The following is an 18,776-nucleotide window of genomic DNA, read 5'->3' as shown; positions in this document are numbered from 1 at the left end:
AAGCCCTCGGCGCACGAGACCCGCAGCGTGAACGCGGCAAGACGTCGCAACCGAGATATTTAACGTGTTAAATGGTTGAATGACGTCTGTCCAGAGCGCGTCGTGCTCGCGATCCTGTCTCGGCGTCGGCGTATTCTGTGCCGTGATCGAGGTGATGCTGCCGCAGATCCTGCCGAGCCTCGTCGCCGCGTTCTGCCTGACCTCGACCGTCGCCCTGGGCGCCTACGGCACCGCGCTCGCCCTTGCCGGTACCCAGGTCAACATCCTGCCGCTCGTGCTCTACAGCAAGATCTCCGAGACCGGCACCGACCTACCCGCCGCCTCCGCCGCATCGCTGGTGCTGGTGGCGATCTGCGCCTGCATCGTCGCATTGGGAGAGGCGATCCGCGCCGGCGGGGAAGCGGCGGTAGATAGTCAAGGCGAGGCCGGAAAGGATGCCAACGCAAAGCCGCTCACAGCTTTCGAGAATTGAGGGATTGAACATTTCAGATCTTCCGACCGGCTCCCAACAATGACAGTACAAACCTTATGTCGACAAAGTGTACATTGTGGTTTCCACCTCTCACGATGATACCAGCGAGTCCGATACAAAACCCATCTCTGCCCTTCGCGACATGATAAACCGGCCCCCCACTTAAGCCGTCTTGAGTAAAACTCTTCTTGCCGGTAATTTTTAGCGAATGAAGATATCGAGCTTGACTAGCACCGTTATACTCGGCGCTGGTTACGGCCTGCTGCAGGTGCAACCTCGCCTCCTCATAGTCAATAGAACGCAGCTCACTAGGATAGCCAAATAGATAGAAGTTCGCGTCCGAATTTCCCCTCCAGACATCTTCCTCCATCAAAGGAAAGAACGCCTTTTCGAGCTTCGGAGATTTGTAGTTCTCGACCAAGAATTCTGCAGCGCAAATATCCTTGAACTCCTCATCCGCATTCCCATCGTCTTCCTCTACGGACAGCAGACTAGATCCGGACACCAGAACGGTTCCGTCTTCGATTGGAATCGTCACATTGTCGGGCGTGAAATCGCGAACTTGGTGGCGACACCAGAGAGCGAAGCACCTGTCCGCAATTCGAACCGTAGTAGCCGATCCTCGAAACGAGTATGGATAGTTCTCATTTCCGGTGAGACAGAATATTTGCTTGGTGTACTTTGCTAATGTCGCTTCGGCTTGGCGGCTCGGCACCCACAATTTTCCAATACGAACTGCAGTTGCGCCGACCCAAGTCGATAAATCGCGGATCATTTCGTCCTTCCATAACCGAACTGTGGCTAGAGGTGCCTGATCTGAGTGAAGGCTCGAACTTGAACAACAACTTGATGTACTGCCGAGCGCCATGCGGGTGGCTGAGCCCCTCAGTAATACCGCTCACGTAAACGACATCATCTTATGAAAACAGCGGGCTGGGTATATAGTGAGGCCGCGCGCATGGTCTTCAGATATAGGGCCTATAGCTGCTCGAACGGGTGCGCCCTTCAAACTACGATATCTATTACGCGGATTGATTCGTGCCAAAATTCTTCGACCTGCGTCCAATATTTTCACCTCGCCTGCCGAACCCCGTTTTGCGAAGCAGACAAGTTTGATGATTAAAACAACTAATAACAGTAAATCAGCGACGCAAATTAGAGCTCGTAACGAGCGTCTAACTAAACTGAAACGCAAAGGAAACGTTCTCGAGGCGCCAAGCAAACAAATTCCCAATCTCCAATTCACGTCATGGATCGAGAACGGCCTTCCGAATATTCTTTGGGCCATCCTCCTAGTTGGAACATTGCCTCGTGACGACGCTTTGAGGCATTTTCGTAGCGTGCTCAATTTAGTTGCACAGCACAAGAATATATTCGAAGACGATGCTGCGTTGGAGCACTCTAAGCTCGCCACCCTTTCTCAAGATCAGTTCAATCAACTCTTCGGCGATTTATGTAAGGACGAGCGTTCGAGAGAAGTCCTTTCTGCACTCCTCCTTTTCGAAAGCCTTCCGGATCGCAAATTTTGGGAGGCCCTTCTGCCATCGCCTAGTCCGGAGAAGTGGACCTTCGTTGCTTCTGCGGTCGCAGCTTCTCTGGATCACCAATCGCAGGAAGCAACAGATTGTCGTTGGCTAAAGGTAATGACTTTGATCTTAGCCGAGAAACTTCTTTTGCCTCCGTCAATGAAACAAAGGCTCGACGAATACCTTGAGTACCCTAACAAAGGGGATATGAAGGCAGTGCGGCCATCAATTCGAGCCCTCGAAATCTCCACACGCCCTGGGTCTCATCCCTTAAGCAAAGATTCTCCCGCTTGGAACAACAGTTTCTGGAACGAATGTTGGGAGAAGACTGAGTGTCTCGCCATCAATCCCGATATAAATGTATGGGCGCTAGATCACGCGGATTTGGCTAAGCAAATTCACTCTCTGCATAACGAGCTAACCGATCATTTCATATCAGCCGTCACAACAACTGCAGCAGATCCCAAGCTCGACAGTACATTTGGATTGGCTTTTTATATTATGCAGCTTTTGCATTTTTGCCTTGAGCCAAATATCGGATCGACCGTTCAAGGACGAGTGGCACTGCGCTCGGCCGTAGAAGCGTACATCACATTGGCTTATCTAGCGCATAAAGATGACCCCACGATTTGGCTACAGTACCGAAATTATGGAAGCGGACAGGCCAAGCTCGCATACCTAAAGCACCTAGATCTGGATGAAGCTCCATCATTCATCAGCGCAGAACTTCTTCAGAGCTTTGCGAACGAGGATATATGGATGGAGCATCTCGACATCAAACTCGGCGCGTGGGCGAACAAAAATCTCCGGACTATCTCCGAAGAAGCTGGTCTAAAGACCTTTTACGATACCTACTATGACGCACTATCTGGCTATGTTCACGCAAATTGGGCAGCTGTTCGACATGCGGCTTTTGCTCAATGCGCTAACCCTCTTCATCGTCTACATCGAATTCCAATACCTCCCCGGAAGCTGAACGAAGATACAGTTCCTGATCTAGCAAAAATCTGCAATCTAGCCCTTGAGAAAGTCGCTCACCTATTTCCCCCGTTCAAATCTCGACTGAAATGGAGGAACGCCGTTGGCGCTGGAGCCGTTGATCTTTGTGAAAACTGATGTCACCCGCCCCGCATCGCCTCCCCAAACACTTCATCCAGCCGCGCCCCCTCGCGATACCCCGCCAGTCCCTCCGGCCGCGCGACGCCGGGCAATAGGCGCGGGCATGGTTCGTCGGCGCCAACGATCGTGCGCACGGGGATGACGCCGGCCCACACCGGAAAATCATAATCCTCCTCGTCATCGCCGACGCCCTTGGCGCGGGACTTGGTGGCGGCATCGTCGATGGGCATGGCGATGACGGTCGTCGCCTTGATCTCCTGCTCCGTCATCGGCCGCAGCGTTGCGGCGCGGCCGGGATAGAAGCGATCGACGAGGCCGTTCAGCGCGCGCGCCTTGGCGGCCGCATCGTCGACAATGCGCGCGGTGCCGAAGCACATCGCCGAGCGGTAGTTGACGGAGTGGTTGAAGCCGGAGCGCGCCAGCACCAGGCCGTCGAGATGGGTCACGGTGAGGCACGCCGGCGTGCCGGCGCGCAGATGGCGCAGCATCCGGCTCGCGGACGAGCCGTGCCAGTACAGCACGTCGTCCTCGCGCCAGTGGATGGTGGGCGTGCAGTAGGGCTGGCCGTCGATGACATAAGCGATATGGCACAGCATCGCGCTGTCGAGCACGGCAAACACCGCATCGCGATCGTAGCTGCCGCGCTCGTAATAGCGCTTCATGCGGTTGCGCTCGGTGACAGGGAACGGCGCGGAGGTGGTCGGCGGGCTGTCGCTCACGGCTTCTGTCCTCGATCTGGCTTGCATCGTCAGGCTGGCAGGACCACTGTGCGCCATGCCAATGGTTCAAAAAAGGACCAATTCCCGATCAAAAAGTGCGACCAATCCGCCGGACTGGTCGGCGCTGATGCCTGTGCTGCCGGGCGAAGGGCCGCGCGCGCGGGCGCTGTATCGCGCCATCCGCCAGCTGATCGAGGGCGGCCGCGTGCCGGCCGGCGCGAAGCTGCCGACGACGCGCGACCTCGCGCAGCGCCTGCGGCTGTCGCGCGCCGCCGCCGTCGCCGCGTTCGAGATGCTGGGCGCGGAAGGCTTCGTCGAGGCGCGCACCGGCGCGGGCACCTTCGTCGCGGCGCGGGTGCCGGACCTGTCGCAGGCCGTGCCGGCAACACCCGCGCGACCATCGAAAAAGACGGCGCGCGCGGCGCCGCCGGCGGCAATGCCGCAGGCCTGCACCCTCGGCGTCGCGGTATCGGATGCGCGCACGCTGCGGATCTTCCGCCGCCTGCTGTCGCGCGACCTGATGCGGCCGCACCCCGACCATTTCCACTATGGCGACCCGCGCGGCAGCCGAGCGCTGCGCGAAGCCGTCGCGGCGTATCTCACGGCCGCACGCGGCGTGCGCTGCCATGCCGAAGAGATCGTGCTGACCTCCGGCACACAGCAGGCGCTCGATCTCGTCGCCCGCGCGGCGTTGAAGCCCGGCGACACCGCGTGGATCGAGGACCCCGGCTATCCGATGGCGCGGGCGGCGCTGCTCGGCGCAGGAGCGAAGCTCGCCGGCCTGCCGGTGGATGCGTCCGGCCTCGACATCGCGCAGGGGCCCTCGCGGCCGGCGCGGCTGGTCTATGTCTCGCCGTCGCATCAATTCCCGCTCGGCGTCACCATGACCATGGCGCGCCGCCTCGCGCTGATCGCCTGGGCGCAGCGCCATGACGCCTGGATCATTGAGGACGACTACGACAGCGAATTCCGCTTCGCCGGGCCGCCGCTGACCGCGCTGCAGGGCATGGATGGCGGCGGCCGCGTCGCCTATCTCGGCACGTTCTCCAAGGTGCTGTTTCCCGGCCTGCGCGTCGGCTACGCGGTGCTGCCGGAGCCGCTGCTCGGCGCCGTGCTGGAGCTGCGCGCCCGCTCCGACCGCCATCCGCCGACGGTGATGGAGAATGCGCTGGCGACGCTGATCAGCGAGGGCCATTTCGCCGCCCACCTGCGCCGCGCCCGGCGCACGGTGCAGACCGCGCGCGACACGCTGGTGGCGCAGCTGCAGGCGCACACGGCCGCCCATCTGGCGGTGACCGTGCCGGAGCAGGGGCTGCATCTCGTCGCGGCGCTCGACCATCCGCGGCGCGATACCGAGATCGTCACCGCGGCGGAGGCCGCCGGCGTCGCCGTGCGGGCGCTGTCGCCGATGTATCTCGATGCACCGGCGCGGCAGGGGCTGGTGCTGGGATTCTCAGGGTTCAGTGTCGAGGCATTGCGGCGCGCAGCGCGGACGCTCGGCGAGGTGTTGCGGGCGGAGGAGTGAGCGCGGCGATTTCCGGCGCGCGTGTCCCGTCATCCTGAAGTGCGCGCTCTTGCGCGCCTCGAAGGATGAACGGCCGCTGAGCTGCCGCCCGGGCCGTCGCCCTTCGAGGGCCATGCTCCGCACCACAAGTCGGGCTTGCCCGACTTGTGGCTTTCAAAGAACGCCCCGGCTAAAGCCGGGGCTATGCACCTCAGGGTGACGGATGACGACAATCAACGTCGGCGCTGTGCAGGAAAGCGAAGAAACCCGCAAGTCAGTGCGCTTGTGCGACGAACAAGCGCTTCCGCACCCTCTGCATCATCACCGGGCCGGCGCGGAGCGCCGAGACCCGGTGATCCAGCTTTTCCTGACTCACAATACGTAGCGACGAAGCTGGATTGCCGGGTCGAGCCCGGCAATGACGCGGTGGGTGTGGCTAGCGCCACAGTTCAACGCGGACGCCGTACAACGTGTACCGGGCATCACGCGCGTCGCACACCTTCACTACTCGCACATCAGCGTCGGCTTGCGAAAATCAGTGACGAACCAGCGGCCGTCGCGCGGGGTGGCGTAGAGAGTGTAGAAGCATTCACGGCTCTCGACATAGCCCGGCGTATGGGTCTCGACGCGGCGCTCGCCATAGCGCGTGTCGCGGATGTCGACGCGCGACCTGCCGGGCACGACGTCGTTGTGCACCTGCCGCCACTGGAAGGCGCGGCGGCCGTCGCCGAGGTCGAAGCTGTTGATCGGCGGGCCATAGTCGGCGATCGCCGCCTCGATCGGCTGGCCGACATAGCCCTTCATGATGTCGGAGGCGCAGCCGGCGAGCAGCAGGCTGGAGACGAGCGCGAGCGCGGCGAGGCCGAGGCGGCCACGCATCGGCGGCAAGAGTTTCACGGAAGCATCCCTTTCACTTGAGCATTCGTGGTTCGGCCACGGCCGGCGCGGCGGCGGGCGCCGCCTCCGCATGACGATGGAGTTCGATGCGGAAACAGGCGCCGCCAATGGCCGTATCCGTGACGCTGACACGGCCGAGATGGCGGCGCGCGATCTCGCGCACGAGATTGAGACCAAGGCCCGCGCCGGTGGAACGCGGGTGCAGGCGATAGAACGGCTCGAACACCCGCGCGCGCTCGTCCTGCGGCACGCCGGGGCCCTCGTCGCGCACTTCCACCGCGCCGGAGCTATCGACCGCCACGGTGATGACGCCCTTGCGGCCGCCATGCTCGATGGCGTTCTGCACCAGATTGGTCAGCGCCTGCTCCAGCGAGGTCTGGTCGCCGAGCACGGGCACGCGCGCCTCGTCCGGCTCGAACGCGAGGTCGTAGCCGGCGGCGATGGCGATCGGCGCCATGTCCTCGACGACATGGCGGGCGAGGGCGACAAGATCGAGCGGCGTAAAGACGTCGATATGGTCGAGGCGCTGCAGGTCGAGCAACTGCTCGGCAAGCAGCGCAAGGCGCGTGACGTCCTCAATCAGGCGGGTCCGCTCGGGGCTCGGCGGCAGCAGTTCGAGGCGGGTCTGCAGGATGGTGATCGGCGTACGCAGCTCGTGGGCGGCGTCGGCCATGAAGCGGCTGCGCCGGTCGTAACCATCGTCGAGCCGCTCCAGCGCGCGATTGACCGCCTGCACCAGCGGCGCGACCTCGCGCGGCACCTGGCTGGTCGGCAGCCGCACCGCGAGGCGATTGATGTCGATCAGGCTGGCGTGCTCCGCGGTCTCGCGCAGGCCGCCGAGCGCACGGCGCACGACAATGGGGGTCGCCACCATGGTCGCGGCGCCCATCACCAACACGATCGGCACGACACCGGAGACGACAAGCAGCACGGCGATGGCGACAGCGATCTTGAGCCAGGTGCGCCAGCCCTTCGCATTCTCTTCCACCTCGAGGCGCGCGTCGATATTGAGGCTGACCGTCCTGGCGCGCGAGACCGCATCGCCGGTGCCGCCAAGAATCTGGACAAGGCCGGCATCGGTCTTCTGCCGTTTCAGCGCCGCGGTCGGGCTGTTGTCGCCGAGGCCCCAGCTGAGGTTGGCGCGATCGGTCGTGGCGAGAACCGCGCCGAAGTCGCCGCGAAAGCGCGGCGGCACCTCGCCGGAAACCGCCATGACGCCGTCGGCATCGCGCACCACGAACCACAGCCGGGGACGCGCCGCGCGCAGCGCCGCGAGCGCCGGGGTGTCACGCAACGCCAGCGCGCCGGCGGCATCGCGGAACACCGCGCCGCGCGCCGCTTCGACCACCGCGGCATCGTCCTCAAGCTCGTTGAAACCGAGCAACGCGATGATCAACCCGAGCAGCAGAAGGATGCCCACGGCCTGCATCGCGATGATGTTGCGCACCAGCCGCCAGTGCAGCGACCCCGGCGGCTTGTCGGGCCTTGCGCTCATGGCAGGGCCCGCAGCAGATAGCCGACGCCGCGCACGCTGCGGATCTCGATATCGGCGCCGGCATCGCCGAGCTTGCGGCGCAGCCGCGAGACATGGGGATCGAGCGCGTTCTGCTGGATCTCCTCGGCGAAGCCGTAGACCGCCTCCTCCAGCGCGGTGCGCGCCACGGTGCGCCCGGCGCGCCGTACCAACGCCTCCAGCACCAGCAGTTCGCGCCGCGACAGGCCGACCGGCGCGCCGCGCACACTGGCGCTGCGGTGAAGCATATTGAAGGTCAAGGTGCCCACGGCGACCTCCGCTTCCCCGAGACCGGACGGCCGCCGCAACACGGTGCGCAGCCGCGCCAGCAGTTCTTCCAGCGCGAACGGCTTGGTGAGATAATCGTCGGCGCCGCTATCGAGGCCCTCGATACGGTCGGCGAGATCGCGACGCGCGGTGAGCACGATCACCGGGGTAGTGACGCCGCGGGCGCGCAGCCGCGGCACCAGCGTCAGGCCATCGCCATCCGGCAGCCGGCGGTCGAGAATGACGGCGTCGTGCACGCCCTGGCGCGCGGCCTCCTCCGCATCCGCCAGCAGCGTCACATGGTCGACGACGGCATCCTGGCGCTCGAGCGCGGTGCGCAGCAGCGCCGCGATCTCCGGCTCATCCTCGACGACCAGGATCCGCATCCGTTGGGAGGTCCGACACCACGCGGCGAACGGCATGGCCCGAGCGGGCCGCTCCGCGCACCGGACCAGCCGCCCCGGTCACCCCGATAGGGCGGGCGGCTGGCGCAGTGTCGTCGGCGGAAATTGCAGCAATGTTGCGGACGCGGATTCTTTTTACTGAACGATCGATATCTACTCGGATGAGCCGGTCGAAATGATAATAACAACAAGGCAGATACAGCTTGTATCCGCCCTCCGGGGCTGCCAGGCAGCTACACCTAAAATCTATGCTTTATGAAGAGCCATTGCGATCGACATCATCGCAACGACCAACGAAACAATCGACGTCAGCGCAGCAATTCGAAGTGCAGACAACTGTTGAGATTGCTGAGCGGACTTCTCGGAAATCACCCTCAGCAAATTGAACAAGTACTCCGGCTCAAGCGGCGGACGCTCCTGATCAACATTGTCATCGACGATTTGCCTCGAATGCCGCAAATGCAAGGAGTAGTAATGATCGCCGTGATCCTTAGACACTCCCTTGGATTCTCGGAAAAGTCCCTTAAATGCTCTTAGAACTGGACGCACAGCATCTACGTCGATGGATAAATCCTTAGCGATGCCCTTCGGTTGCCTTAGGGCCCACTTGTTTACTGCGAGATGCGTAATTACAGCCACTAAAGTTTCGTAATTTTTTGCGTAGTCAGGTTTGTTCATTATTTTTCGCAGCCTCCCCGTTCGAGGGAAGATGCCTTTTTAGGATTATCTGATCAATTCATCTAAACCATTCCCGTACGGGGCGTGACATCTTACCACACTCATCGAGTATCCGGATCAGCCGCAATTCCGCGGCCGTTCCACATCACCACTTCTCGGCGAACGGCCGGATGATGTGGTCGAACGACCATACCGACGGATGCTGATGGGCGATGTGGAAGACCTCGTCGGCGATGGCGTCCGGCCGGGCGAAGTAATCCTCGCGCGGCCACGGCCAGCCGGCCGGCGGCTCGACCCAGGCGGGACGGGTGCGGCCGCCCTCGCCGAGCCAGGCGGCATCGATCGCCGCATCGATGGTGACATAGCCGACATGGACGCGCTTCGGCCCGAGATCGCGGGCGAGCGCCTGGGCGAGGATGCGCTGCGCCGCCTTGGTGGGCGCGAACAGCGCATAGTTGGCCGCGCCGCGATGGGCCGCGGTATTGCCGGTGACGATGATGGCGCCCTGCCCGGCCGCCACCATGTCCGGCGCCAGTGCTCGCGCCAGATACAGCAGCGCCGTGGTGTTGACACGGAAGTTGCGCTCCAGCAGCGCCGGATCCGCCTCCATGAAGGTGGCGAAGGTCTCGGACACGGCGTTGTGCACCAGCACGGATGGCGCGCCGAGGTCGGCGCGCACCCGCGCGAGGGTCGCCGCCAGCGCATCGAGATCGCCGACGTCGCAGGCATAGGCCGCGCTGCCGGCGATCTCCCGCTGCAGCGCGCCAAGACGCTCTCCGTTCCGCGCCAGCATCGCCACGCGATAGCCATCGCGGGCAAAGCGACGGGCGATCGCGGCACCAGTGGCGCCGCCGACCCCGGTGACGAGACAGATCCGCCCGGTCATGGCGGCTAGCTCCGGAACCGGGTGCGCGCGAACGCCGGATCATTGGCAAGCCGCGCCACCACCGCGGCAAGGCGCGGTGCGAGGCCCGGGCCGTCGCGCTCGGGCAATTCGCTGCCGACATAATAGTCATAGGCGATGTAGGCGCTGATGGTCGCCAGATCGAGCGGCGCGCGGCCGATCAGGCCATCCGGACCGCTGGCCGCATCGAGCGCCGCAAAGCCATTGGTGATGGCGCGGCGGTGACGGGCGATCGCCTTGGGCTGGCTCTCCGTGCGCCGCAGCTCTTCCTCCCAGGCGATGATCTGCTCGCACACGGTGCCGGCGATCGCGACCAGACGCAGCACCGACCGCCGCTCGGCGCCTGACGGCGGCACCAGCGCACGGTCGGGACCGAGCTGTTCGTTGAGGTGATCGACGATGGCCATGCTATCGATCAGGGCCTCGCCACTGTCGAGCTGCAGCACCGGGATTTTGACCAGCGGGTTGACGGCGGCCACCGGCGCCGGATCGACGAACACGTTGACGCCGTTATGGGTGAAAGGGATATCGCGCGCGATCAGCGCGGCGCCGACACGGCGGGCGAAGGGCGAGTAGTAGCTTCCGAGCAGCAGCATGGTCAGGCTCCGTGGGTTGAAGACATCGATCGGTGGATGTCGCCGTGCCACCGGGGCACGGCGACGGTGTCAGGCGCCCGGCCGCCGGCCGGACACGAGTACAAGCAAGGCGAGCAGGGCGACGCCGCCGGCTGACAGCATCAGGCCGGGGAGACCGGCCTCGCCCAGCACCGCGGCGCCAAGCACCGCGCCGGCGCCGCCGGCGGTGTTGAACACCGCGGTGTAGATGGCGGACGCCGGCATCGCGGCAGTGCCGGCGGTGCGCAGCACCGCCGCCTGCAGGCCGACCATCAGCACGGCGAACGCCATGCCCCACGCCACCAGCAGGACGACCAGCGCCGCGAGATCGAGCTGCGCGCCGCCCCGGCCGAGCACGGCAAGCGCTACCGCCATCACGACAAGGCCGAGCGCGATGGCCGGACGCATGAAGCGATCGATGAAGATGCCGGTCAGCACATTGCCGAGAATGCCGGCGGCGCCGAAGGCGAACAGCAGCACCGCGATCATCGGCGCGGCGACGCCCGGCATGTCCCTGAGGAAAGCTTCGATGAACGTGAACGCGCCGAAATGCGCGATCACCGTGAACGCCGCAGCGATGTAGACCCGGCGCAGCGGGCGGTTGCGCGCGACCTCCGCGAGCGCGGCGATGCCGACCGCGGCGTCGGCCCGCACCGGCGGGAGAACCGCTGACAGCAGCAGCGCGGTGACGACGCACAGCGCGGCGGTGGCGCCGAACGCCGCCGGCCAGCCCTCGGCCTGGCCGATCAGATTGGCGAGCGGCACGCCGAGCACGGTGGCCACCGTGATGCCGCCGAACACGATGGAGGTGGCGAGGCCGAGACGATCCGGCGGCGCAATCCGCCCCGCCACCGCTGCGACCATCGCCCAGAAGAAACCGTGCGCCACCGCACCGAGCGCCCGCGACGCCAGCAACGCCGCAAAGCTGCCGGACAGCATCGCCAGCGCGTTGGACGCCGCGAGCACCAGCATCAGCACGATCAGCAGCGGGCGGATCGGCAGCCGGCCGAGCAGCACCGCGCAGACCAGCGCGCTGGCGGCGCCGATCCAGGCATAGAGCGTCACCGTGAGGCCGATCGCGGCGCGGCTCTCACCCAGGCTTTGGGCAATCTGCGACAGCAGCCCGATCGGCGCGAATTCGGTAAGCACGATGGCGAAGGTGGCGATGCCGAGTGCAACCACGGCGAGCCAGATGCGAAAGGCGGACTGTTGCCGTGAGCCGTGCGGCACGCAGGAGGAGATCGACATGCTGCGCGCCTCAGCGAGCCGGCGCGGGGCGCGGGCGGGCAACCGCCCAGACCAGCAGCGCCAGCGCGCTGAACACGGCACCGAGCAGGCACACGCCGGACCAGCCGAAGCGGTCGTAGACCAGCGTCGATGCGAGCGAGCCGCCGCCGCAGCCGGCGCAGTAGCAGAGCATGTAGGCCGCGGCGAGCCGGCTCTGCGCGTCCGGGCGCACCTGATAGATCAGGCTCTGGTTCGAGACATGGACGGCCTGCAGGCCGAAGTCGATGACGACGATGCCGATCACCAGCGGCCACAGCGAGACATGCAGCAGCGCCACCGGCCACCATGACAGCAGCATCAGCGCGAGCGCGATGCCCGTGGTGCGCTCGGCATGGCCGCGATCGGCGAGCCGGCCGGCGGCCGCCGCGCCCAGCGCGCCGAGCGCGCCGGCGAGACCGAACAGGCCGACCTGCGTATGCGACAGCGACAGCGGCGGCGCGCTGAGCGGCAGCACCATCGGCGTCCACAGCGCCGTCACCGCGGCGAAGATCAGCAGCGCCAGCGCGCCGCGCACACGCAGCACCTTTTCCTGTGCGAACAGCGTGAACACCGACACGATGAGACGGCCATAGGGGACGCGGACCCTCGGTCGCGCCTGTGCCGGCAGCGTCGCGGCGAGCAGCAGGGCGATGAGCAGGATCGCCACGGCCGAGACGATATACACCGAACGCCAGCCAAGGAGATCGGACAGCGTGCCCGACACCGTGCGCGCCACGAGAATGCCGGTGATGATGCCGCTGGTGACGATGCCGACGATGCGGCCGCGCTCGGACGGCCGCGCGAGCGACGCCGCATGTGCGACCAGCTGCTGTGTCACCACCGTGAGCATGCCGACCGCGGCGAGGCCCGCGAGCAGCACGCCGGCATTTCCGGCGAACGCCACCAGCAGCAGCGCGGCAGCGAGCACCACGAGCTGGCCGATGATCAGGCGGCGGCGGTCGAAGAGGTCGCCGAGCGGCACCACCAGCACGAGCCCCGCGGCATAGCCGACCTGGGTCAGGGTGATGATCGAGCCGGCGACGGCGTGGCCGAGGCCGAACGTATCGGCGATCACGTCGATCAGCGGCTGGGCATAGTAGGCGTTGGCGACCGCAAGACCCGCGGCCAGCGCCAGCAGCCAGGCCACCGGCGCGGATACGGACGGCGCCACCGCCTTGCTGATCCCGGCGTATGCGGCATCCGCCGCGACGGCCCTTTCGAGCGTGCCGTTGCCATCCAGATCCATCGCCGACCTCCAGCTGGTTTTACATCGAAACTGCTTCGATCGATACTTAAGCTGGTTTTTATCTGCAACCACCTGCTGCTGCACGGGAGCCATGCGGCGCATGGCATTGACTTGTCACATGGCATTAATAGTTGATTGCGAACAGCTTTTGGCGAGGAGACGGGCTGCGGGCGCTCCGCGAAGCGCCGTCAGTGGTTTTCATCTAGGACCAACTGGACTCGCCGGAAGGAAGTTTTACATAGCAACCAGAGGACAGTAGATTACGCCTGCGGCCATGGCCCCACCCACTGTGCGGGCCATCGGCCGCCGCGCGAGGAGAAGAGAGGCCAGCCATGGCCAAGCGAACCAGCCACAGCACCCGGACATGCCCCGTCGCCCGGCCGCTCGACGCCATCGGCGACTGGTGGTCGCTGCTGATCATCCGCGATGCCTTCGACGGGCTCAGCCGGTTCGGCGAATTCCAGAAGAGCCTTGGGCTTGCCAAGAACGTGTTGTCGGCACGGCTGCGCAATCTCGTGCAGCACGGCATCCTCGAGACCGTGCCGGCCGCCGACGGCAGTGCCTATCAGGACTACGTGCTCACCGAAAAAGGCCGCGGCCTGTTTCCGCTGCTGACGGCGCTGCGGCAATGGGGCGAGACCTACTTCTTCGACCCCGCCGAGTCCCATGTGCTGCTGGTCGACCGCAAAAACGGCCTGCCGGTGCGCAAGCTCGAACTGCGTGCCCAGGACGGCCGGCTGCTCGGACCGACGGATACCGTGGTGCAGGCGGTGGCGGAGAATTAGTCAGTTCGGTTGGCGCGCGCGCGCGCCATCCCGAGGTGCGCACTCTTGCTCGCCGCGAAGGATGGACGGCCCCGACATGACCGCCCGGGCCGTACGGCTGCAGAGGGACAGGGCTGGGGCGCCACATATGTTGCGTCATTGCCGGGCTTGACCCGGCAATCGAGCTTTTTCACCACACGATGCGAGGTCCTTAAGCTGGATCACCGGGTCTCGGCGCTTACGCGCCGGCCCGGTGATGACGCCGGGAAAATCGAGACGCATCGCGCTCGGACAACTTCAATTTACAGCATCGACGGGCGAATGCAGGTCGTGGTCCTCGACAATATCCACTGCCCTGCCAACCATCCCCTCAGGACCGTAGCCCGGACGAGCGCTGAAGCGCGGGCGCATCGACCCTGTCTCCTCATGGTGAGAAGGCGCGTAGCGCCGTCTCGAACCATGAGGCCGCAGGCCTCGGCCTCATCCGTCGAGACGCAGGCCGCGCCTGCTCCTCAGGATGAGGGGTCGATGCGGGCGTCGGCGGATTGCTGCCTCAGCCCTTATGCTTCGCCGACCACTCGGCCCAGGTCGGGCGGCGCATGTCGAAGAGGTCGCTGGAGCGGGCGTACCAGCCGCTGCCATGCATGCGCCCGATCAGCTTGAGCTTCGGCGTATCGAAATGGCAGCGCTCGGCATCGAGCACCACGGCGTCGTCGACATGGGCGGCGAGCACCTCGCCGATCACCAGCGTCTGTTTCGGCCCCATCACCAGCGAGGCGACCGAGCGGCATTCCAGCGACACCGGCGACTGCGCGATGCGCGGCGGCTTGACCCGCAGCGATGGCAGCGCGGTCAGGCCCGCACAGGCGAGCTCATCGACCTCCGGCGGCGCGTCCATGCAGGTGATGTTCATCGCCTCGGCATTGGCTTCCGACACCAGGTTGATGACGAACTCCCCGGTGGCGAGAATATTGGCCGCGGTGTCCTTGAACTCGCCACCCGCCTGCCGCAGCAGGCCGAGCGTCACCGTCGGCGGCTCATGGCCCATGACATTGAAGAACGAGAACGGCGCCGCGTTGACGATGCCCTGCTCCGACACCGAACTGACCCAGGCGATCGGCCGCGGCGTCACGGTGGCGGTGAGAACCTTGTAGCGCAGGTCCGGCGCGAGTGTTGACATGTCAAACAGCATGGCGGGGCCTCACATAGCGAAAGTAAGCAGGATCGCGGGTGACACGATGGCGACGTCTCCGCGTGTCGTCGATAAACTTTGGTTCACACGACTGCATGACATGGAGTTCGATCCACGCGGCTCAAATCCGTCACCCTGAGGTGGCCATGCAACGCATGGCCCTCGAAGGGCGACGGCCCGAGCGGTGAGGCCTCGACCGTTCATCCTTCGAGGCGCGCAAGAGCGCGCACCTCAGGATGACGGAGATGGTGCTGCCGGGCCATGAAGGATTCCGCCCTACAAACCAAGATAGCGCTGCGCGATCTGCGGATCACCCTGCAGCTCCGCAGGCGAGCCGGCCCAGACGACGTGACCTTTCTCGACAACATAATGACGATCGACCAACGATGCCATCTCGGCGAGGTTCTTGTCGATCAGCAGAATGGTCTGGCCCTCGGTCTTGAGCTGCTGCAGGCAGCGCCAGATCTCGGCGCGGATCAGCGGCGCGAGGCCTTCGGTCGCCTCATCGAGGATCAGGAGGCGCGGGTTGATCAGCAGCGCCCGGCCGATCGCCAGCATCTGCTGTTCGCCGCCCGATAATGTCTTTGCCAGCTGCCGCCGCCGCTCGTCGAGCCGCGGAAACAGTTTCAGCACCCGCGCCAGCGTCCAGGCACCATCGCGGCCGGGCCGCGCCGTGGCGACGAGGTTTTCCTCGACGCTGAGGGACGCGAACACCCGCCGCCCTTCCGGCACGAGGCCAATCCCCAGCCGGGCGATGACATTGGGCGCGAGCCCCGCGAGATCGCGGCCATCGAAGCGGATGTGACCGGCGCGCGGGCGCATCATGCCCATGATGGTGCGCACCGTGGTGCTCTTGCCCATGCCGTTGCGGCCGATCAGCGACACCACCTGTCCGGCGGGAGCTTCCAGCGACAGGCCGAACAGCACGCGGCTGGCGCCATAGCCGGCTTCGAGATTGTCGATCGTCAGCATGGCGTGTCTCCGCCGAGATAGGCCGCACGCACGTCGGAATGGGCGCGCACCTCCGCGACCGTTCCGGTGAAGATGACGCGGCCATAGACCAGCACGCTGACACGATCGGCGAGCGTGAACACCGCATCCATGTCGTGCTCCACCAGCAGGATGGCATAGCGGCCCTTGAGCTCGGACAGCAGCCGCGTCAGCGCCGCGGATTCCTCCGGACCCATGCCGGCCATCGGCTCGTCGAGCAGCAGGAGCTGCGGATCGCGCGCCAGCGCCACCGCGATCTCGAGCTGGCGCTGCTCGCCATGGCCCAGCGTCATCACCGGCCGGTCTTCCTTGCCGGTAAGGCCGACACGATCGAGCCAGGCCTGCGCGGCCTCGCGCAGCCTGGCGTTGCGGCGCGGGTTGGCGAACATGTTGAACGAGCCGCCGCCTTTGGCCTCGATCGACAGCATGACATTATCCCGCGCCGAGAACTCCGGGCACAGCTGGGTGAGCTGGAACGAGCGTCCCAAACCAAGCCTCGCCCGCGCATAGGCCGGCAGCGCGGTGATGTCGCGGCCGGCGAACACGATGCGGCCGGCATTGGGCGCAAGCTCGCCGCAGATCTGGGTGATCAGCGTCGACTTGCCGGCGCCGTTGGGGCCGATCAGGGCATGCAGCTCGCCCTTGCGCACGGTGAGCGAGACGTTGTCGGTGGCGACGACGGCGCCGAACGCCTTGCGCAGGCCGTCGATCTCCAGCACGGGCTCGGCCATCACACGTTCAGTCATGGCGTGTTCAGTCATGGCGCGCTCCGAACAGGCGGCCGGTCAGGCCCTTGCGGCCGAACAGCGCAATCAACGTCAGCACCGGGCCCATGACGATCATCCAGTGCTCGGTCCAGCTGGTCAGCAGTTGCTCCAGCGCGATGTACACCGCCGTGCCGACGATCGGCCCGAGCAGCGTGCCGAGACCGCCGAGGATGACGATGGACATGAACTCGCCGGACTTGGTCCAGGCCGCCATGTCCGGGGTGACGAAGCGGGCGTAGTTCGCCCACAGCACCCCGGCGAGGCCGGCGCCGACCGCCGAGATCACGAACGCGGCCAGCCGAAACGGCAGCGGGCGAATGCCGAGGTTGATGGTGCGGCGCTCGCTCTGGCGCAGCGCCTGCAACACCAGGCCGAAGCGCGAATTGACGATGGTCGCGCAGGCCAGCGTCCACAGCGCCAGCACGCCAAGACAGAGATAGTAGAAGGTGCGCGGGCGGGAGATGTCGATCAGCGGCAGCTCGTTGCGGCGATCGATCAGCAGGCCGTCGTCGCCGCCATAGGCCTGCAGCGACACCAGCACGAAAAAGATCATCTGCGCGAACGCCAGCGTGATCATGATGAACTGCACGCCGCGGGTCTTCAGCGCCAACGCGCCGACCACCGTCGCCAGCAATGCACAGGCAACCAGCGCCAGCGGCCACACGATCAGCGCCGCATTGGTGCCGGACCAGCCGAACAGCTTGTCGCCGGCGGCGGTGTGGTAGGCGACGATGGCGACGGTGTAGCCGCCGAGCGCGAAGAACATGGCATGGCCGAAGCTGACCATGGCGCCGTAGCCGAGGATGAGGTCGAGGCTGACCGCAGCGATGGCATAGATGAGGATGCGGGTGGCGAGATCCATCGCCTTGGCGATCCCCGCCGCTTCCGCGGCGAACGGCAGCGCCAGGAAGAGGACGAGGCCGACGAGGGCCGCGGTGCGGCGAAGCGTGCTGGGCATCATGATGTCAGCTCCGCGCCGGAAGAAGGCCGAGGGGCCGCACCAGCAGCACCAGCGCCATCAGCACATAGATGCTGGCGGACACGAGGCCGGCGCTGAGGGTGTCGGCCACCGACGCCGGCAGCACCGATTGCAGCGCCTGCGGCAGGTAGGCGCGGCCGAGGCTGTCGACCATGCCGACCAGCAGCGCGCCGACCAGCGCGCCGCGGATCGAGCCGACACCGCCGATGACAATGACCACGAAGGTGGTGATGAGGACGCGCTCGCCCATGCCGATCTCGACCGCGAGCAGCGGCGCCGCCATGACGCCGGCAAGGCCGCACAGCAGGCCGCCGAGGCCGAACACCAGGGTGTAGAGGCGGCGGATATCGATGCCGAGGGCGTCGACCATCTCGCGGTCGTCCGCGCCGGCGCGGATCAGCATGCCGAGCCGCGTGTGATTGACCAGGAGCCACAGCCCGATCGCCACCAGCGCGCCGACAGCGATGAAGGCGAGGCGAATGACGGGATAATCGAGGCCCGGCAGCAGGCCGACAGAGCCGCGCAACAGCCTGGGGATGTCCATCAGCGGCGGCTTGCGGCCGAACAGCATGCTGACGGCTTCGTTGGTGAACAGGATCAGGCCCAGCGTCGCCAGCACCTGGTAGAGATGATCACGCTTGTACAGCCACTGCACCACCGCAACCTCGACCAGCACGGCATAGGCGCCGGCGCCGATCAGCGCCGCGGCGACGCCGGCGGCGAACGAGCCAGTGGCGAGCACCGCATAGGCCGCGCAATAGGCGCCGACCATGTAGAAGGCGCCGTGGGTGAGGTTGATCACCCCCATGATGCCGAAGATCAGGGTGAGGCCCGACGCCAGCATGAAGAGCATGGCGCCGTATTGCAGGCCGTTGAGAAGCTGTTCGACGAGGAGGAGCATGGCGGCATCCGGGCACGCGGACGCGCCACGGTGATCACCGCGGCGCGCCGGGAA

19 protein-coding genes are annotated in these 18,776 nt (G+C 65.4%); 4 read left to right on the top strand and 15 right to left on the bottom strand.

Going from position 1 to position 18,776, the window contains the following annotated elements; genetic code table 11:
• Positions 1–79 precede the first annotated feature (79 nt).
• On the top strand, positions 80–472 hold the full coding sequence (locus JQ639_RS35430) for an ABC transporter permease family protein (protein WP_249123427.1): 393 nt from the start codon (positions 80–82) through the stop codon (positions 470–472).
• A gap of 13 nt (positions 473–485) precedes the next feature.
• Here JQ639_RS35430 and JQ639_RS26405 read toward each other — a convergent pair whose 3' ends face one another.
• Positions 486–1,247 (bottom strand): hypothetical protein, encoded by a 762-nt coding sequence (locus tag JQ639_RS26405; protein ID WP_211968619.1) that lies wholly within the window; start codon positions 1,245–1,247, stop codon positions 486–488.
• A 340-nt stretch (positions 1,248–1,587) separates the two neighbouring features.
• On the opposite strand from JQ639_RS26405, the gene JQ639_RS26400 reads away from it, so the two are divergent.
• Positions 1,588–3,114 carry a DUF5677 domain-containing protein gene (locus JQ639_RS26400; RefSeq protein ID WP_211968620.1) on the top strand — a complete coding sequence of 509 codons (1,527 nt, stop codon included), beginning with the start codon at positions 1,588–1,590 and terminating at the stop codon, positions 3,112–3,114.
• 2 nt (positions 3,115–3,116) lie between these two features.
• On the opposite strand, the gene JQ639_RS26395 is transcribed toward JQ639_RS26400, so the two are convergent.
• On the bottom strand, positions 3,117–3,863 hold the full coding sequence (locus tag JQ639_RS26395; protein ID WP_211968621.1) for a pyridoxamine 5'-phosphate oxidase family protein: 747 nt from the start codon (positions 3,861–3,863) through the stop codon (positions 3,117–3,119).
• A gap of 100 nt (positions 3,864–3,963) precedes the next feature.
• On the opposite strand from JQ639_RS26395, the gene pdxR reads away from it, so the two are divergent.
• Entirely contained in the window at positions 3,964–5,361 is a 1,398-nt protein-coding gene (pdxR, locus tag JQ639_RS26390; protein WP_249123428.1) for a MocR-like pyridoxine biosynthesis transcription factor PdxR, read from the top strand.
• 483 nt (positions 5,362–5,844) lie between these two features.
• On the opposite strand, the gene JQ639_RS26385 is transcribed toward pdxR, so the two are convergent.
• The 8 genes from JQ639_RS26385 to JQ639_RS26350 all read right to left on the bottom strand — a co-directional run bounded on the left by JQ639_RS26385 (position 5,845) and on the right by JQ639_RS26350 (position 13,129).
• The gene (locus JQ639_RS26385) at positions 5,845–6,237 is read right to left on the bottom strand and encodes a hypothetical protein (protein ID WP_349644575.1); all 393 of its coding nucleotides are present in this window, start codon (positions 6,235–6,237) and stop codon (positions 5,845–5,847) included.
• A 13-nt stretch (positions 6,238–6,250) separates the two neighbouring features.
• Positions 6,251–7,732 carry a sensor histidine kinase gene (locus JQ639_RS26380; protein WP_211968623.1) on the bottom strand — a complete coding sequence of 494 codons (1,482 nt, stop codon included), beginning with the start codon at positions 7,730–7,732 and terminating at the stop codon, positions 6,251–6,253.
• Positions 7,729–8,403, bottom strand: coding sequence for a response regulator (locus tag JQ639_RS26375; protein WP_211968624.1), 675 nt, complete (start codon positions 8,401–8,403; stop codon positions 7,729–7,731). The genes JQ639_RS26380 and JQ639_RS26375 overlap by 4 nt, the downstream gene beginning before the upstream one ends.
• 264 nt (positions 8,404–8,667) lie before the next feature.
• Positions 8,668–9,099 (bottom strand): hypothetical protein, encoded by a 432-nt coding sequence (locus tag JQ639_RS26370; protein WP_211968625.1) that lies wholly within the window; start codon positions 9,097–9,099, stop codon positions 8,668–8,670.
• A gap of 145 nt (positions 9,100–9,244) precedes the next feature.
• Entirely contained in the window at positions 9,245–9,985 is a 741-nt protein-coding gene (locus JQ639_RS26365; protein ID WP_211968626.1) for an SDR family NAD(P)-dependent oxidoreductase, read from the bottom strand.
• Between the two features lie 5 nt (positions 9,986–9,990).
• A complete protein-coding gene (locus JQ639_RS26360; RefSeq protein WP_211968627.1) occupies positions 9,991–10,599 on the bottom strand; it encodes a glutathione S-transferase family protein in 609 nt (202 codons plus the stop codon).
• A 69-nt stretch (positions 10,600–10,668) separates the two neighbouring features.
• Positions 10,669–11,865, bottom strand: coding sequence for an MFS transporter (locus tag JQ639_RS26355; protein ID WP_211968628.1), 1,197 nt, complete (start codon positions 11,863–11,865; stop codon positions 10,669–10,671).
• 10 nt (positions 11,866–11,875) lie between these two features.
• The gene (locus JQ639_RS26350; protein WP_211968629.1) at positions 11,876–13,129 is read right to left on the bottom strand and encodes an MFS transporter; all 1,254 of its coding nucleotides are present in this window, start codon (positions 13,127–13,129) and stop codon (positions 11,876–11,878) included.
• Positions 13,130–13,461: 332 nt separating this feature from the next.
• On the opposite strand from JQ639_RS26350, the gene JQ639_RS26345 reads away from it, so the two are divergent.
• Positions 13,462–13,914, top strand: a complete 453-nt coding sequence (locus tag JQ639_RS26345) for a winged helix-turn-helix transcriptional regulator (protein WP_211968630.1) — start codon at positions 13,462–13,464, stop codon at positions 13,912–13,914.
• A gap of 532 nt (positions 13,915–14,446) precedes the next feature.
• Here JQ639_RS26345 and JQ639_RS26340 read toward each other — a convergent pair.
• The 5 genes from JQ639_RS26340 to JQ639_RS26320 all read right to left on the bottom strand — a co-directional run bounded on the left by JQ639_RS26340 (position 14,447) and on the right by JQ639_RS26320 (position 18,722).
• Positions 14,447–15,085: a flavin reductase family protein gene (locus JQ639_RS26340; RefSeq protein ID WP_211968631.1), complete on the bottom strand. Its 639-nt coding sequence runs from the start codon at positions 15,083–15,085 to the stop codon at positions 14,447–14,449.
• Positions 15,086–15,361: 276 nt separating this feature from the next.
• Complete coding sequence (locus JQ639_RS26335; RefSeq protein ID WP_211968632.1) at positions 15,362–16,057, bottom strand: ABC transporter ATP-binding protein; 696 nt, start codon at positions 16,055–16,057, stop codon at positions 15,362–15,364.
• The gene (locus JQ639_RS26330) at positions 16,051–16,806 is read right to left on the bottom strand and encodes an ABC transporter ATP-binding protein (RefSeq protein WP_211969047.1); all 756 of its coding nucleotides are present in this window, start codon (positions 16,804–16,806) and stop codon (positions 16,051–16,053) included. Before JQ639_RS26330 ends, JQ639_RS26335 begins: the two co-directional genes overlap by 7 nt.
• A gap of 22 nt (positions 16,807–16,828) precedes the next feature.
• Positions 16,829–17,803 carry a branched-chain amino acid ABC transporter permease gene (locus JQ639_RS26325; RefSeq protein WP_349644576.1) on the bottom strand — a complete coding sequence of 325 codons (975 nt, stop codon included), beginning with the start codon at positions 17,801–17,803 and terminating at the stop codon, positions 16,829–16,831.
• 4 nt (positions 17,804–17,807) lie between these two features.
• Positions 17,808–18,722 (bottom strand): branched-chain amino acid ABC transporter permease, encoded by a 915-nt coding sequence (locus tag JQ639_RS26320; RefSeq protein WP_211968633.1) that lies wholly within the window; start codon positions 18,720–18,722, stop codon positions 17,808–17,810.
• Positions 18,723–18,776 lie beyond the last annotated feature (54 nt).

The sequence above is a fragment of the Bradyrhizobium sp. U87765 SZCCT0048 genome (assembly GCF_018131225.1).
Lineage (GTDB): Bacteria > Pseudomonadota > Alphaproteobacteria > Rhizobiales > Xanthobacteraceae > Bradyrhizobium_A.
Note: the sequence above shows the minus strand (reverse complement) of the source record. Positions and strands in the feature narration are given on the sequence as shown.